Here is a 15,194-nt window from a genome sequence, read left to right as displayed (position 1 = left end):
AAAAACGACGGCGCCCCTGCTGTCGATTTCGCTCCGCCCGTTCGTCGTACCGGTAAGAGCAGGATGTTTCTGCCCGGGTTGTCCGGGCTCTCCGCTCCCAACCCAAAGGAGTCCGATATGAAATTCATGGTTCTGGTGAAAGCCGACAAACACAGCGAAGCCGGTGAAATGCCCGGCGAACAACTGCTGGCCGACATGGGCAAGTTCAACGAATCACTGGTCAAGGCCGGCGTGATGCTCGCGGGCGAGGGGCTGCACCCCAGTTCCAAAGGCGCGCGTGTCAGGTTTTCCGGCAGCAAGCGCACCGTGATTGACGGGCCTTTCCCCGAAACCAAGGAACTGGTGGCCGGCTTCTGGATGCTGCAGGTTTCGTCGAAGGAAGAGGCGATTGAATGGGTCAAACGCTGCCCGTTTCCGCCTGAGAGCGAAGCTGAAATCGAAATCCGCCAGGTGTTCTCGGCCGAAGACTTCGGGGCCGAGTTCACGCCCGAACTGCGCGAGGCCGAGGAGCGCCTGCGCCGGCAGGTCGAAGCGCGGAGCTGAAACGCACTCGCCCCGCGTTTGAGGTAAAAACCGGGTTCTAAGGAGACTCCACGCATGCAATTCATGATCCTGCGCAAATCCGACGCGAGCACCGAGGCTGGTGAACTGCCCGGCCCCGCGTTGCTGGCCGCCATGGGCGCTTACAACGAAGAACTGGCCAAGGCCGGCATGCTGCTGGGCGGAGAGGGCCTGCAGCCGAGTTCAAAGGGTGCTCGCATCCGCTTCTCCGGCGGCAAGCCCACGGTCGTCGACGGCCCCTTCACCGAAGCCAAGGAGCTGATCGCCGGCTTCACTATGGTCGAGGCGGCCTCGCGCCAGGAAGTCATCGAGTGGCTCAAACGTTGGCCGCAGGAAGATGCCGGCGGCAACAGTTCGCTGGAGGTCCGCGAAGGCGGCTGCCCCGGCGGCCTGCGCGGCGTGGCCGGTGAAGGCGCGCCGGCTTTGCCCGAAGGCTTTCGGCGTTTCATGATTTTGCTCAAGGCCAACGACAGGGCCGAAGCCGGCACCGTGCCCGACAAGCAGTGGCTGGGGCGCATGGCCCAGCACAACGACGAGGCCGTCAAGGTCGGCGTGCTGCTGATGGGCGAAGGCCTCAAGCCCAGCGCCAGCGCATCTCGTCTCAAATTCACCCGGGGTAAACCCAGTGTGATGGACGGGCCCTTTGCCGAAGCCAAGGAATTGCTGGCCGGCTTCTGGATCATCCAGGCGCGCTCGCTGCAGGCCGCGGTGGACTGGGCGCTGGGCTACCCGTTTCCTTTCAGCGACACCGAGGAGGTCGAGGTTGAAATCCGGCTGCTGTATGAGGCCGCCGATTTCGCCGCGGCCTGAAGGTCGGGGTGCGGCCAAAAAAATCTGAAATTTTTTTGGCAGGGCATGTCGATTTCATGTTTTCCGTTCGTCGTAACGGTGAGCAGACGTTTTTTGGAGGCCGCACAGCGTGCGTGCCCGATAAACCCGGCGCTCGCCCATTCATGAAGTGAACGAACACCAAAAAGGGGATTTACATGTTCAAGACCATTGCCATCATTGCCGCCGTCGTTATCGTGCTTTTTGTCGCGACGGTGCTGGTGCTTGCCGCCGGCAAGCCCGAGACTTTTCGTGTCCAGCGTCAGGTCACCGTCCAGGCGCCGCCCGAAAAAATCTTTCCGTTGATCAACGACTACAAGAACTGGGGCGCCTGGTCGCCCTGGGAGAAAAAGGACGCGGCCATGAAGCGCAGCTTCAGCGGCCCGGCCACCGGCAAGGGCGCGGCCTATGCCTGGGAGAGCAAGGAGGTCGGCATGGGCGACATGCTGATCACTGAGTCCGTGCCATCTTCCCTCGTCAAGATAGACCTGAACTTCAGCAAGCCCTTTGAAGCCCATAACAAGGTGGTGTTCAGCATCCAGCCGCAGGCCGGCGGCAGCGTGGTGAGCTGGGAGATGGCGGGCCCCGCACCCCTGATCTCCAGGGTCATGCATGTCTTTTTCAACATCGACAAGATGGTGGGCAAGGACTTTGAAGACGGCCTGGCCGCCATGAAGGCCGCTGCGGAAAAGTAAGAAGCTTGTTTGAAATTTTCTCGGGGAAACCTTGTCGATTTCCCCAAAACCATTCGTCATAGAGTTAGAGCCAGGCACTCCAGGGTGACGCACCCCAACCCGGCTCGCAATCTCAACCCACACTCAAGGAGTTATTCAAATGCGATTCATGATGCTGATGATCCCCAAAGGCTACGAAAGCGCCGCCGCCGGCACCCTGCCCAGCGCCGACGCCGTGGCCGCCATGATGAAGTACAACGAAGAACTGCAAAAAGCCGGCGTGCTGCTCTCGCTCGAAGGCCTGCATCCGCCGTCCATGGGCGCGCGCGTGAGTTTCCCCGGCGGCAAGCCGCGTGTGAGCGACGGCCCCTTCGCCGAAGCCCGCGAAGTGGTGGGGGGCTTCTGGATGATCAATGTGGCCTCGCGCGAGGAAGCCATCCAATGGGCTTCGCGCTGCCCCGCCGCCGAAAACGAAACCATCGAGCTGCGCCAGGTGATGGAAATGTCGGACTTCCCGAGCGACGTGCAGGAAGCCGCCGCCGGCTTCACCGAGATGCAGCAGGCCCCGAGCGGAAAAAGCCAGGGCGCCTGAAGCGGCATGGCCTCGCATGAAACCCACCGCGCCATCGACGCCGTCTGGCGCATCGAGTCGGCCAAGGTCATCGCCAAGGTCGCGCGCATGGTGCAGGAGGTGGGCCTGGCTGAAGAGATCGCACAGGATGCGCTGGTCACGGCACTCGAGCGCTGGCCCAAGACCGGTGTTCCCGACAACCCGGGCGCCTGGCTCATGGCCGTCGCAAAGCACCGTGCCATTGATTATTTGCGGCGGCGCAAGCTGCTGGCGCTCAAGCATGAAGAGCTGGGCCATGAACTCGAGCTGGAGCAGGACATGGCTTTCGCCGACGTAGACGAGCCCGGCGACGGGGACGACGGCGCTGATGACTACGGCGACGACCTGCTGCGCCTGATCTTCACCGCCTGCCACCCGGTGCTGTCCACCGAGGCGCGCATCGCGCTCACGCTGCGGCTGCTGGGCGGCCTGAGCACCGACGAGATCGCGCGCGCCTTCCTGGTGCCTGAGCCCACCGTGGCCCAGCGCATCGTGCGCGCCAAACGCACCCTGGCCGAGGCGCGCGTTCCCTTTGAAGTACCCGGCCCCGAAGAGCGCGATGCCCGGCTGGCCTCGGTGCTGGAAGTCATCTACCTGATCTTCAACGAAGGCTATTCGGCCACCTCGGGCAGCGACTGGATGCGGCCCGCGCTGTGCGACGAAGCCCTGCGGCTGGGGCGTGTGCTGGCCGAGCTCGCGACGCAGGAGCCCGAAGTCCACGGCCTGGTCGCCCTCATGGAAATCCAGGCCTCGCGTGCCAAGGCGCGCACCGGGCCATCGGGTGAGCCCATCCTGCTGCTGGAACAGAACCGCGCGCGCTGGGACCATTTGCTGATACGCCGCGGCTTTGCCGCACTCGCGCGCGCCGAGGCACTGGGCGGCGCGCTGGGGCCGTACGCGCTGCAGGCCGCCATCGCCGCCTGCCATGCGCGCGCGCCCACGGGGGCAGACACCGACTGGACGCGCATCGCCGCGCTCTACGACGCGCTGGCGCAGCTCGCGCCCTCGCCGGTGGTCGAGCTGAATCGCGCCGTGGCGCTGGCCATGGCTTTCGGCCCTGCCACGGGGCTGGAGGTGGCCGACGCGCTGCTGGCCGAGCCCTTGATGAAAAACTACCACCTGCTGCCCAGCGTGCGCGGCGACTTTTTGTTCAAGCTGGGACGCCTCGAGGAGGCCCATGCCGAATTCGAACGCGCCGCCTCGCTTACGCGCAACCTGCGCGAGCGCGAGCTGCTGCTGGCGCGCGCCGCGGCTTGTTTGCCGGATTCCACGCCGCGCCTGGGCTGAACTTCAGCCTGCGGGCTTGCGGCCGCCCAGCATGCAGGCAATCGCGGCCAGCTGCAGCAGCACCGTCGCGCCGAAATAAAGTCCCGTGCCGGCACCCAGGTGCGCGGGGCTTCCATGGCTGGTCACCAGCAGCAGGGCAAACGTGGCCGGCGCCAGCGCCCACAGGCCTTGCGACATCGCGACGATCAGCGCCACCACGCGCGCCACGTCTTCCTTGACGAACTCCACCTGCGCCACCAGCGGAGGCAGCGAGGTCGCGTTGCCGATGCCGACGCCGAACAGCACCACGCCCAGCAGGATCAGCGCGCCCTGGTGTTCCGCTGCGCAGGCCAAAGCCAGTGAGCCGGCGATCTGCACCGCGTAACTCACACTGGCGACCAGCCGCCGGTCGGCGCCGGCCGGCATGCATTTGGCCACGATGGTGCGCCCGCCAATCGCACAAGCGGTCGCCAGCGCCATCGCCAGGCCCGCGCCCTGGGCGCCCAGGGCCGAAACCAGCAGCGAATACAGGTGCGTGATCAAGCCGGCCTGCGCGAACAGGCTCAGCGCCATGGCGCCGGCCAGCGTGCGAAAGCCGCGGTCCCGCCACAACAGCCGGCCCGGCAGCGGCCTGGCATGCGCTGAGGTAACGCTGCCGGGCGGCGTGCTCGGCGCATCGCCGTCGGGCCGCTGGCCCAGGCGCTCCGGCGTTTGCACCACCACAAAAAAGCTCAGGCAGCCCACGACGGCCAGCATGGCCGCGCCCACCCACAGCGTTGCGGCGGTAAACCCCATCGCGGCAATCAGCGCACCCCATAGCGGTGAAAAAATCACCCCACCCAGGCTGGCGCCGTTGTAGGCCTTGGCCAGCGCCATCGGCCGGCCGCGCACAAACCAGGGCGAAATGATGGCGTTGATGCCCGCCGCGCCCATGGTCACCCAGCCGCCGCCGGTCAGCAGCGCGGCCGCAAACAATTGCCAGGGCTGGGCAGCCAGCGCCCAGCCGAGCAGGCCCACGGCCAGCGCGGCGGCACCGGCAGCCGTCGTCGCGGCCACACCGAGACGGGCATGGATGCGAGGCATGCAGGCCACCACACCCGCGCCGAACAAAAAGTGAAAGGTCACGGCGCTTGACACCAGCGGCAGCGCCCAGCCGGTGCGCGCCAGCACCGCGTGCAGAAAAATCGCCGGGCTGTAAAAACCTATGCCCCAGCCGAAGATGGCCAGCACAAAGGCGGCGCGCACCACGGTGGCACCGAAGAAGGCGCGCGGTACCGGGGGCTGGAGAGTGGGGGTCGCGGATGTTTCCATGGGAGTTTCCTTGAGAGGGGACAGTGCTTGCCGCATGGCCTCCATGGTGCGGCGCGCCGGGGCCGCGATACTTAGCTCCGGAGCGAAGCATGGGCTCTCCGATGCTGCTAAGGTTGCTGTATGAACACCAACCAGATCGCCCACATCGCCTCGCTGGTCGGCGAGCCGGCCCGCACCGCCATGCTGATGGAACTGCTGGACGGCCGTTCGCTCACGGCCCATGAATTGGCCGGCGCCGGCAATGTGTCGCCGCAAACCGCCAGCCGCCACCTCGCGCTGCTGGTCGAAGGCGGCTTGCTGCGCGTGGAGCAGCACGGCCGCCACCGCTATCACCGCCTGGCCTCGGCCGACGTGGCCCGCGTGCTCGAAGGCATCACGCAGCTCGCGGCGCAGAACGCGCCAGCCGTTCGCCGCGCCGTGGTGCCCGGGCCCAAGGACGCCGCCATGCGCATGGCGCGCAGCTGCTACGACCACATCGCCGGCCGGCTCGGCGTGGCCATTGCCCAGCACCTGGTGGCCGACGGCGCGATTGCGTTTGAGGGGGAGGCCGGCCATGTGACCGACAAAGCCGGCGCCGTGCTGGCACGCCTGGGCATTGACCTGACGGCTTCACTGCCTGGCACCAACACCAAGCGGCCTTACTGCCGCCCATGCCTTGACTGGAGCGAGCGCCGCTTCCATGTGGCTGGGCAACTGGGCACGCTGATTTGCGCGCACTGCCTGGACAGCGGCTGGTTGATGCGTCGCCAGGGCGTGCGCGCGCTGGAGATCACGCCCAGGGGCGTGATGGCGCTGCGCGGCTGGATGGGGCAGGAAAACTGGCGGCAGGTGACGGAGGGCGATGCAGTGCCTGTGCAAGGGGAGCCGCGATCCATGGCTGCCTGAGCCGGGCGCCCGCAACGTGGCATTGCCGGCTGATTGTTTCGGCGCGAATCACGGGGGCATCGTGCGCTCGGAAGCCGGCCTTTGCAGTGCCTGGGCTTGGATATCAATGCCTTGAACGCTACGGAAGCGGAGTTTTGGGGCCTTCTTCAGATGAGGGGATGTTCAAGCCTGCGCATTTGGTCCAGAATCGCCGCAAGTCTGGAATGCGCCATTGATGCCAGTTCCGGCGTTGCTGCTAATACATTAAGTCAGGTACTCACCGCCATGCCACTGTCTGAAGAAGAGCTCGTCGCGGGGCTCGTGCCCAACGACGACTACGCCCATCACATTGGCCAGGTTGTCAGTGTTGGAACGGAAACGCTCAGGGTCTTGAAGAAGCAATTCTCCATCACGACGCCATACCGAATAGACACCGTGCCGCTTAAAACTTGCGTGGGCTTGCGGTACGAGTCGGGTTCATCGGTCTTTCACATCATCGCCGGGGCACTTCTGGTGGTATTGATGTTGGCCATCGGATACTTCCTCATCATGTATTGGTCACGGTTGGAGCCAGGAACGAGAGTCCAGGTGGGTCTGCTGACACTCGCCTTTGCGTACGGCCTCCGGTGGGCCTTCATGTCCAAGCATCATCGCCTGGTGTTCAACTTGCGGGACGGAGCGAGACTTCATTGGCGGTCTCGGTCTGGGGATTTCAAGTATCGTGAGCGCGCGGTTGAGAAGGTCATTGAGTWCATGCGGTCCATTGGAGTCCCTGTGACCACGAATGAAGCGCGCACTTGACGGGTCAATCGACACAGACCCACACCTATGGGAGGCGGCTTCGCGCAGATGGCGGTGGCATTTGCGGAAAACATAACGTTAGTTCCCACAATCCACGTCCATGAAAACACTTTCCGCACTCGCCTCAGCTGCCGGCATCTTGCTCTGGTCCTCGCAAGTCTTCGCTGAAGACCTGACTATCGGGCTCACTGATCCCTATTTCAAAGTTGTTGTGCCTGGCGCACCGCAAGTTCAATTTCGGCCGCATCCCTCAGCGGCCCAAAACCCAGCCGCGCTGTTGTTGGGCTCAACACCGGATGGATTCAATGTCTCTGCGCTCTCGGAGAAGGCTGATGGCGCCTCGGCCCAGCAGTGTGCAAGTTGGCTCGTTGGGAGCACTATTTCAAGGTACAAGCCGGATCTTGCAACTGTGCAAATTATTCCCGCGGGCGCTAACGCCTGGGTACTTTTATATGCGTTCAAAATTGGGCCCATCGAGCAACTGAAGGCTCACGTGTTTTCCGGCAATGACAAGGGCCGATGCCTGGAAATTCACATGTCACGTCTTGGCGCGACTCCGGAGCAACGCGAGGCGTGGTTCCGCAGTTTCCGCGGTATCACGGTCAGGGCTGAGATTGAGTAGTGGCGTTGGCAGTCCCGAATTCCCTTGCGAGACTATGCGTGGGTCCTTGCCTACGCCTTGGGGCTGCTTGCAAGGCTCGTGGGGGATGTCATGGCCCGCTGCATAGAGTGCACGAAGTGCCGCCTGACAGGTCGATCGACACGGACGTCCTGTCGTCGGGCCTCGCTCGCCTGCTGTCCGCCGGTTATCTCCAACATTAGGCACCGCATCCATGCTCTTGCTCTTCCTCTTCCTCGCAATTCTCCTTTGTGTCGTTGTGCACCTTGCGGCTATCGCCTGGTTAGCAAGGTATCTGGGGATCACAGTCCGCGAGGTCTCGATAGGCCTGGGCCCGACCCTGGTCAGAGGCAAGGGCTTTCGACTGGGCCTTTTTCCTGTCGGCGGGTATGTCCGCCTGCGGAGCATCCACGAGGAAGATGTGCCAGTCGATGAAGTTCGATCAACCCTTGAAGGCGCGTCAGTCATCAAGCAATTCGCCGTAGCGTTGTTTGGCTGCCTCGTTCTACTCGTACTCGCATGCGTGCTGGCGGGATCGCATGCGCTTGCAGCCTTCTTGAATATGCCGACCCAAATCGTCGCAGGTGCCATCCCGCCATTCGAAACGGCGCAGAAGTTGCTCATCGAGACCAGTACATTCCTGCGAGATGCGCCGGCAACATTGATCCTCGGCGTAGTCGCTGCGAAATTCGCCGCGCTCAACCTGCTTCCTCTACCTGCGCTGAATGGGGGCGCCGCGTTGGGTGTTCTTGGTCGCGCCAGCGGTATCGCGCGAGTGTGGCCTCAAGCAGCCACCAACGCGCTTCTCTTCGTTTGGCTGGGGTTGCTGGCTCTTTGGCTTCTTGCCCTCGTCACGTGGCTCAGCGGTGCCTGACACTTGATGAAAATACAGCGCCTGCCATTCCATCAAATCGCAATCGGGTCCACATCAATCGCCCAGCGAATCAGGCTTTTGAATTCAGCCTGCTGGCGCGTTTCAAACAGCACCGGCTGCCAGGCCGCCAGGAAGCGCTGCAGCGCCGCGCGCGAAGAACTTTCGACCAGCATCTGCGCGCGCTCGATATCGGCCACGCGCTGTATCGTCATCGGCACCGCCGGGTAGGCCGTGACCTGGCCGTTGCCCGTGAGCTGCAGCGCGTCGGCCTGGGCTGCCGCCGCATTCAGAAAGCCTTGCGCCACCTCCTGTGTGCGCGCCTCGGCGCGCACCAGCGCCGAAAAGCCGAAGGGCGACATGCCGGCCGCTTCGCGTTCGGCCAGCTGCTGGGCCGCGAAGCCCGCGTAGTCGTGCCGCTTGAGCGCCTCGAACAGGGGGTGCTCGGGGTGGAAGGTCTGCACCCACATCTCGCTGGCGCCGCTGTGGCGCGCGTCGCGGCCGGCCCGGCCACCGGCCTGCATCAGCAGGCTGAAGAGTCGCTCGGGCGCGCGGAAGTCGCTGGAGAACAGCGCGCCGTCGGGGTTGATGGCCGCCACCAGCGTGATGTGCCGGAAGTCGTGGCCCTTGGCGATCATCTGCGTGCCGACCAGCACGTCGACCTCGCCCGCATGCACGCTGGCCAGCTGGGATTCGAGCGCGCCCTTGAGCCGCGTGGTGTCGGCGTCTATGCGGGCGATGCGCACCGGCTCGCCGTCGGGCCGTTTCACGCCGGCCAGCAGCTCGGCCAGGTGTTCTTCGAGCCGCTCGGTGCCGCGGCCCACGGGCGCGATGTCGATGTTGCCGCAGCTCGGGCAGGCGCGCGGCACGCGTTCGGTGAAACCGCAGTGGTGGCAGCGCAAGGTGCGGTCCATCTTGTGGAAGACGCGAAACGCGCTGCAATGCGGGCACTCGCTTTTCCAGCCGCAGTCATGGCAGGCCAGCACGGGCGCATAACCGCGCCGGTTCAGAAAGATCAGCGACTGCTCGCCGCGCGCCACGCGCTGGGCGATCGCGTCCAGCAACGGCGGCGCGATGATGCAGTGCTTGGGCTGGTGGTTCATGTCCACGCGCCGCACCGTGGGCAGGCTGCCGGCATCGCCCAGGGGGCCGGGTTCGCTGGCTAGCAGCGGTGTGGAAGCTTCGGGCTGAGGCCCGGCGGAGTAGGGCGCCAGCTCTTCGCCGGTTGATGAAACAGTGCCAATGCGCTCATCCATGACGAGCCGTTGGTAGCGACCGGCCAGCGTGGCCTGCCAGCTCTCCAGCGAAGGCGTGGCCGAGCCCAGCAGCACGCGGCAGGGGCCGTGCGCGTGCGTGGCGTCTTCGGTTTCTATCTTGGCGCGGTAGACCGCCAGGTCGCGCGCAGAATAACGCGCGCCTTCCTGTTGTTTGTAGCTTGGGTCGTGTTCTTCGTCGACCACGATCAGGCGCAAATTGGGCATGGAGGCGAACACCGCCATGCGCGTGCCCAGCACCAGGCGCGCGTGGCCGGCGTGGGCCGCCAGCCAGCTTTTCAGGCGCTGGGCCGGGGTCAGGCCGCTGTGCAGGGCCACCACGCGTTCCTTGCCCAAGTGGGAAAAGCGCTGCTCGAAGCGTGACTGCAGCTGCGGCGTGAGGTTGATCTCGGGCACCATCACCAGCACCTGGGCGGCCGGGTCGAGCTCAAGCACGCGGGCCGCGGCGCGCAGGTAGACCTCGGTCTTGCCGCTGCCGGTAGCGCCGAACAGCAGCGCGGGCCGGCTGTCGGCATGGAATTCAGCCAGCACGGCGGCCTGCTGCGTGCTGAGCGCCCACAGGCCGCGGCCGTCCGGCGCGCAACTGGTGTCGGCTACCGGGCGTTTGAGCCGCCGCGCCAGCTGCACATTGCTGAGGTCGCGCAGTTGCGGCGGCAGCGCGGCCAACGCCACCTCGCCCAGCGAGCGCTGGTAATACGCCGCGGTGAACTGCACCAGCTTGCGCCAGGTGGCGGACAAGGGGGGCAGGCCTTCCAGCGCGCCGGCGACCTGGCGCGTCTGCATTTCCAGCAGTGCGCCGCTGTCGGCCAGCAGTTCCCAGACCACGCCCAGGACCTCGCGCCGGCCCAGCGGCACGCGCACCAGCGAGCCCACAGGCAGTGGCGACTCACTCTGGTAAGTCAGGGGCCCGGCGATGGAACTGTGCGCGGGCGCCGCGACGACGACTTGCAACCAATAGCTCATTCGGAGTAACTAAATGTGTTTACTTCTTGAGGAATACATCCAGATGATGCGCTAAGTCCTTGATTTCGCGCCACTTTACAGATTTCCAGATTTTCTGTGGATAACTTTGTTGACAGCTTGTCCGCGAAGGTCGCGAAGCCTTGTAAATCAAGGCTTTTCTTAAATTGCCCGGAAAAAAAGCAATTTAAAGTCTTTATATAAATCAAGGACTTACGAGCGCTATTGCTTTGATAGCGCGAGATCGGACAGAGTCCCCGCATTGCGGCGGCGCAACAAGATTTTTGTGCATAAGTCCAGCAGCCAAGGCCCGGTTTTGTGCTAGCCATGGTTGAAATCGGCCAATTTCGGGCAGTTTCGGGATATGCGCAAAAAGCGTTAGCTGCGGGCAGGGCGCATGCTGCGAGAGTGAGCGTGCACTGCGCGCACCAGCACTTCGACGCTCTCGGGCGGCGTGTGCTGGCTGATGCCGTGGCCCAGGTTGAAAATATGGGTCGGCCCGGCCTTGTTGGGGTCGGTATGGGGGGCGCCAAAGCTGTCCAGCACGCTGGCCACCTCGGCCTCGATCTGTGCCGGATTGGCGAACAGCACGTTGGGGTCCAGGTTGCCCTGCAGCGCCTTGGCCTGCGGCCCGTGCTCGCCGACCMGCGCGCGCGCACGGGCCAGGTTGACGGTCCAATCCAGTCCCAGCACCTCGCAATCGAGCTGCGCCATGGCTTCCAGCCACTGGCCGCCGCCCTTGGTGAACACCAGGCGCGGGATCTTCACACCCTCATGTTCGCGTTTGAGCTGGGCCAGCACGCGGGCCGTGTAGGCCAGGCTGAAGGTCTTGAAGGCTGCGTCGGCCAGCACGCCGCCCCAGCTGTCGAAAATCATCACGGCCTGGGCGCCGGCTTCGATCTGGGCATTCAGGTAAGTGGCCACCGCGTCGGCGTTCACGGCCAGCATCTTGTGCATCAGGTCGGGGCGCTGGTACAGCATGGTCTTGACCAGGCGATAGTCGTCGGAACCCGCGCCTTCGACCATATAGCAGGCCAGCGTCCAGGGGCTGCCCGAAAAGCCGATCAGCGGCACGCGGCCGTTCAGGGCCTTGCGGATGGAAGTGACGGCGTCGAACACATAGCGCAGTTTGGCCATGTCGGGCACCTGCAACTTGGCCACGGCGGCCTCGTCGCGCACCGGCGTGGCAAAACGCGGGCCCTCGCCCAGCGCGAAAGACAGGCCCAGGCCCATGGCGTCGGGCACGGTCAGGATGTCGCTGAACAGGATGGCGGCGTCCAGCGGATAGCGCTCCAGCGGCTGCAGCGTGACCTCGGTGGCGTAGTCGGTGTTGGTGGCCAGGCCCATGAAGCTGCCGGCCTGGGCGCGCGTGGCGCGGTATTCAGGCAAATAGCGGCCGGCCTGGCGCATCAGCCAGACAGGGGTGTGGGGGGTGGCCTGGCGCAGGCAGGCGCGCAAAAAAGTGTCGTTTTGAAGGGGTGCGAACATGCACCGATTGTCTCAGGTGTGAGTCTGTGTCCGCTGGCACAGGCACTGGCACTGGCGCGGCTTCGGATTTACCATGGCCGCAGGGGGCCCCGACCAGCCCCGGAACAGCGTCCAAGGAGTGTTTCCATGCGCATGAACGACCAGGAATATTTCCGCAGCTGCATCGCCAAGGAACGCCACCTGGCGCAATTGCTGGGGCACACGCACATCGAGGAATGTTATGAAAGCGCGGGCACGCTGTGGGACGGCGCCCAGGCCCTGCCGCAATGGACGCGCGACTGGCGCGCCTGCGGGCCGCTGATGACGGCGCATGGCATCAGCGTGACCTATGACGGCGAAGGCGCGACCCTGGGCGCCACCACGGTGCACTTCAGCGACCACCCGAACCGCGACCGCGCCGTAATGTACGGCATCGTCAAGGAGGTGATCTTCCGGCTGGAGCATCAACGCCAGCACCCGATGGCCGCGTCACATCGGCAAGGTCTTGATAAAGGCTTCCAGCTCATCAATCGGCAGCGGCTTGCAGAATAAATAACCCTGGTAGCAGTCGCAGCCGTGGCGCGACAAAAAGTCGCGCTGCGCCTCGGTTTCCACGCCCTCGGCCACCACGCCCAGGCCCAGGCTTTGCGCCAGGCCGATGATGGTGCGCGCGATGGCCGCGTCATTGGGGTCGCGCAGGATGTCTTCCACAAAGGACTTGTCGATCTTGAGCTGGTCCAGCGGCAGGCGCTTGAGGCAGGACAGCGAGGAATAGCCCATGCCGAAATCGTCGAGCGACAGGGTCACGCCCATTTTCTTGAGCCTGGCCATCTTGGTGATGGTGATTTCCATGTCCTCGGCCAGCAGGCTTTCGGTGAGCTCCAGCTTGAGCTTGTGCGGGCTGACCTGGGTTTCTTTCAGCGCGGCCATCACCAGGTCGACGAACTCGGGGTGGCGGAACTGCCGCACGCTGACGTTGACCGCGATGCTCAGCGCCGCGGTTTCGGGGCGCTGCGCCCAGGCCGCGAGCTGCCGGCAGGCCGTCTCCAGCGCCCATTGGCCCAGCGGCAGTATCAGCCCGGCGTCTTCGGCGGCCGGGATGAACTCCGCGGGCTGCACCAGCCCGCGCTCCCCATGCCGCCAGCGCAGCAGCGCTTCCACCCCCGTCATGCGGCCGTCGCGGCCCACCTGCGGCTGGTAATACAGCAGGAACTGTTTCTCACGCAGGCCCTGGCGCAGGTCCGACTGCAGCGCGGCGCTGGCGGTCACGGCGGCCTGCATGGCCGGGTTAAAAAAACAGACCGTGTTGCGCCCCGCCATCTTGGCCTGGTACATCGCGAGGTCGGCCTGTTTGAGCAGGTCGCCGATGTTGTTCAGGGTCTGGTTGAAGGCGGTCACGCCTATGCTGCAGGTGCTGTAGTGCTGGTAGCCCGCCAGGCTGTAGGGCTCGCACAGCGCGGCCAGGATCTGCCCGCTGACGATTTCGGCCTTGACGGTGGCTTCGGCGGGGTCCTGGCCCAGGTCTTCCAGCATGACCACAAACTCGTCGCCGCCCAGGCGCGCCACCGTGTCGGTTTGTCGCACGCAGGCCGCCAGCCGCCTGGCCACCTGCTGCAGCAGCAGGTCGCCTTTCTGGTGGCCCATGGTGTCGTTGAGCGTCTTGAAATTGTCCAGGTCGATGAACATCAGCGCGCCTTCGCGCGGATGCCGGCGGTTGTGCAGCAACGCCTTGTCCAGCCTGTCCATCAGCAGCTGGCGGTTCGGCAGCTGGGTCAGCGGGTCGTAGAAGGCCAGGTGCTTGATCTCGCTTTCCGCCACTTTGCGCCGCGTGATGTCGCGCCCCACCGCCACCCAGTGCGTGACGAACACGCCGGCATCGTCGGCCACCGGCACGATGTCGATTTCCATCCAGAAATGCCGGCCGTTCTTTTTGTAGGTGATGAGCTCGGCCTGCACCGGTTCGCCCTTCTGGAAGGCGTTGCGCAGGCGCTCGAGTTCGCTGCGCTGCGTCAGCGGCCCGCACAGCAGGCGCGGCGAATGGCCCAGCGCTTCTTCGGGGCTGTAGCCCGTGTGCTGCTCGAAGGCGTTGTTGACGAAGATGATGCGCAGCCCGGGCCGGCCCGAGGGAACCGCCTCGGCGATGAGCACGATGTCGTTGAGCCGCGAGATGCTGGTCTCCAGCAGCATGAGCTGCTCGCGCGCCTTGCGCCGCTCGCTGACGTCGCGGAAGTAAATCGCTACGCCGTCGGGAAAAGGGTAGGCGCGTATCTCGAACCATTTGTCGAGTGGCGCATACAGCGCCTCGAACTCCACCTGGTAGTTGCCCGCCACTGCCGCGCGCACCTGCTCGGAGAACAAGGTGTTGATGGCGCCCGGGAACTCCTTCYAGATGCTTTTGCCCAGCAACTCCGTGGAGGGCCGGCCCAGCAGGCGCGCGCCTTCGCGGTTGAGGTAGCTGAAGCGCCACTGCGGGTCCAGCGTGTAAAAGCCTTCGGTGATGCTTTCCAGCGTGATGCCCAGGCGCGTGGCCAGGCGTTGGGCGTCMTCGCCGGTCTGGGCAGCCTGTGGCGCGCCGGCATGCCGCGCATCCAGCTGGGCGGCGGCCAGCCCGGCCAGCGTCTCCAGGTCCTCTTCCTGCTCGGGGCCCAGGCTGCGCGCTGTTTTGTCCATGACCGCCAGTACGCCCAGCAGCGTGCCGTCCTCCCGGCTCAAGGGCAGGCCGCGGTAAAAGCTGATCTGGGCCGCACCGCGCGCCGGCAGCGGCGGCTGGCGCGGCGGTGCCTCGAGCGTGGCGCCGCACAGCGCGACCAGCCCTTCGCGCTCCTGCGCGGAAAAACCGGTGCCCGCGACGAACACGGCTTCGCCGTCTTCAAGGGCCGCGACGATGGCGATCGGCACGCCGCAGGCGCGGGCCGCCAGCCGGGCGAGCCGGTCCGCGCCGGAATGCGGCAGCACATGCAGCGCGAAGGCGGGCGCCAGGGAGGGAACAGAAACGGACACGGGCAAGCACCTGCTTTTCAGACATTCGATCAATGATGCTGACGCATGGCGGGGCGGTTTTCACAGGAGATTTGAAAGCGTTGGCGAT

At 65.0% G+C, this 15,194-nt stretch carries 14 protein-coding genes; 10 read left to right on the top strand and 4 right to left on the bottom strand.

What is annotated here, in order from left to right; translation table 11 throughout:
- Nucleotides 1-117: 117 nt before the first annotated feature.
- The 5 genes from AC1D0P_RS09265 (at nt 118) to AC1D0P_RS09245 (ending at nt 3,960) form a co-directional block, all read left to right on the top strand.
- On the top strand, nt 118-543 hold the full coding sequence (locus AC1D0P_RS09265; RefSeq protein ID WP_477676467.1) for a YciI family protein: 426 nt from the start codon (nt 118-120) through the stop codon (nt 541-543).
- A gap of 54 nt (nt 544-597) precedes the next feature.
- Complete coding sequence (locus AC1D0P_RS09260; protein WP_477676466.1) at nt 598-1,371, top strand: YciI family protein; 774 nt, start codon at nt 598-600, stop codon at nt 1,369-1,371.
- 176 nt (nt 1,372-1,547) lie between these two features.
- Nucleotides 1,548-2,084, top strand: a complete 537-nt coding sequence (locus AC1D0P_RS09255; RefSeq protein WP_477676465.1) for an SRPBCC family protein — start codon at nt 1,548-1,550, stop codon at nt 2,082-2,084.
- A 139-nt stretch (nt 2,085-2,223) separates the two neighbouring features.
- Entirely contained in the window at nt 2,224-2,655 is a 432-nt protein-coding gene (locus AC1D0P_RS09250) for a YciI family protein (protein WP_477676464.1), read from the top strand.
- Nucleotides 2,656-2,661: 6 nt separating this feature from the next.
- On the top strand, nt 2,662-3,960 hold the full coding sequence (locus tag AC1D0P_RS09245; protein WP_477676463.1) for an RNA polymerase sigma factor: 1,299 nt from the start codon (nt 2,662-2,664) through the stop codon (nt 3,958-3,960).
- 3 nt (nt 3,961-3,963) lie between these two features.
- On the opposite strand, the gene AC1D0P_RS09240 is transcribed toward AC1D0P_RS09245, so the two are convergent.
- Nucleotides 3,964-5,250, bottom strand: a complete 1,287-nt coding sequence (locus AC1D0P_RS09240) for an MFS transporter (protein WP_477676462.1) — start codon at nt 5,248-5,250, stop codon at nt 3,964-3,966.
- Nucleotides 5,251-5,370: 120 nt separating this feature from the next.
- On the opposite strand from AC1D0P_RS09240, the gene AC1D0P_RS09235 reads away from it, so the two are divergent.
- The 4 genes from AC1D0P_RS09235 (at nt 5,371) to AC1D0P_RS09220 (ending at nt 8,408) form a co-directional block, all read left to right on the top strand.
- On the top strand, nt 5,371-6,135 hold the full coding sequence (locus AC1D0P_RS09235) for an ArsR/SmtB family transcription factor (RefSeq protein ID WP_477676461.1): 765 nt from the start codon (nt 5,371-5,373) through the stop codon (nt 6,133-6,135).
- A 96-nt stretch (nt 6,136-6,231) separates the two neighbouring features.
- Nucleotides 6,232-6,915, top strand: coding sequence for a hypothetical protein (locus AC1D0P_RS09230; protein WP_477676460.1), 684 nt, complete (start codon nt 6,232-6,234; stop codon nt 6,913-6,915).
- A 100-nt stretch (nt 6,916-7,015) separates the two neighbouring features.
- Nucleotides 7,016-7,537 carry a hypothetical protein gene (locus AC1D0P_RS09225; RefSeq protein WP_477676459.1) on the top strand — a complete coding sequence of 174 codons (522 nt, stop codon included), beginning with the start codon at nt 7,016-7,018 and terminating at the stop codon, nt 7,535-7,537.
- 211 nt (nt 7,538-7,748) lie between these two features.
- Nucleotides 7,749-8,408, top strand: coding sequence for a site-2 protease family protein (locus AC1D0P_RS09220; RefSeq protein ID WP_477676458.1), 660 nt, complete (start codon nt 7,749-7,751; stop codon nt 8,406-8,408).
- Nucleotides 8,409-8,440: 32 nt separating this feature from the next.
- Here AC1D0P_RS09220 and priA read toward each other — a convergent pair whose 3' ends face one another.
- Both priA and hemE read right to left on the bottom strand, forming a co-directional pair.
- Nucleotides 8,441-10,642 (bottom strand): replication restart helicase PriA, encoded by a 2,202-nt coding sequence (gene priA, locus AC1D0P_RS09215; RefSeq protein WP_477676457.1) that lies wholly within the window; start codon nt 10,640-10,642, stop codon nt 8,441-8,443.
- A 375-nt stretch (nt 10,643-11,017) separates the two neighbouring features.
- Nucleotides 11,018-12,127, bottom strand: coding sequence for a uroporphyrinogen decarboxylase (gene hemE / locus AC1D0P_RS09210; RefSeq protein ID WP_477676456.1), 1,110 nt, complete (start codon nt 12,125-12,127; stop codon nt 11,018-11,020).
- A gap of 126 nt (nt 12,128-12,253) precedes the next feature.
- Between hemE and AC1D0P_RS09205 the strand changes: the two genes are divergently transcribed.
- A complete protein-coding gene (locus AC1D0P_RS09205) occupies nt 12,254-12,658 on the top strand; it encodes an aminoacyl-tRNA synthetase (protein ID WP_477676455.1) in 405 nt (134 codons plus the stop codon).
- Here AC1D0P_RS09205 and AC1D0P_RS09200 read toward each other — a convergent pair.
- Nucleotides 12,596-15,106 carry an EAL domain-containing protein gene (locus AC1D0P_RS09200; RefSeq protein WP_477676454.1) on the bottom strand — a complete coding sequence of 837 codons (2,511 nt, stop codon included), beginning with the start codon at nt 15,104-15,106 and terminating at the stop codon, nt 12,596-12,598. The genes AC1D0P_RS09205 and AC1D0P_RS09200 overlap by 63 nt on opposite strands.
- Between the last annotated feature and the right edge of the window lie 88 nt (nt 15,107-15,194).

The organism is Polaromonas sp. P1_G2 (genome assembly GCF_056405515.1).
Note: the sequence above shows the minus strand (reverse complement) of the source record. Positions and strands in the feature narration are given on the sequence as shown.

Excerpts from the sequence above, each read along its gene's own strand:
- AC1D0P_RS09265 (WP_477676467.1), top strand. The coding sequence starts at position 118 with ATGAAATTCATGGTTCTGGTGAAAGCCGACAAACACAGCGAAGCCGGT.
- AC1D0P_RS09260 (WP_477676466.1), top strand. The coding sequence starts at position 598 with ATGCAATTCATGATCCTGCGCAAATCCGACGCGAGCACCGAGGCTGGT.
- AC1D0P_RS09255 (WP_477676465.1), top strand. The coding sequence starts at position 1,548 with ATGTTCAAGACCATTGCCATCATTGCCGCCGTCGTTATCGTGCTTTTT.
- AC1D0P_RS09250 (WP_477676464.1), top strand. The coding sequence starts at position 2,224 with ATGCGATTCATGATGCTGATGATCCCCAAAGGCTACGAAAGCGCCGCC.
- AC1D0P_RS09245 (WP_477676463.1), top strand. The coding sequence starts at position 2,662 with ATGGCCTCGCATGAAACCCACCGCGCCATCGACGCCGTCTGGCGCATC.
- AC1D0P_RS09240 (WP_477676462.1), bottom strand. The coding sequence starts at position 5,250 with ATGGAAACATCCGCGACCCCCACTCTCCAGCCCCCGGTACCGCGCGCC.
- AC1D0P_RS09235 (WP_477676461.1), top strand. The coding sequence starts at position 5,371 with ATGAACACCAACCAGATCGCCCACATCGCCTCGCTGGTCGGCGAGCCG.
- AC1D0P_RS09225 (WP_477676459.1), top strand. The coding sequence starts at position 7,016 with ATGAAAACACTTTCCGCACTCGCCTCAGCTGCCGGCATCTTGCTCTGG.
- AC1D0P_RS09220 (WP_477676458.1), top strand. The coding sequence starts at position 7,749 with ATGCTCTTGCTCTTCCTCTTCCTCGCAATTCTCCTTTGTGTCGTTGTG.
- priA (WP_477676457.1), bottom strand. The coding sequence starts at position 10,642 with ATGAGCTATTGGTTGCAAGTCGTCGTCGCGGCGCCCGCGCACAGTTCC.
- AC1D0P_RS09205 (WP_477676455.1), top strand. The coding sequence starts at position 12,254 with ATGCGCATGAACGACCAGGAATATTTCCGCAGCTGCATCGCCAAGGAA.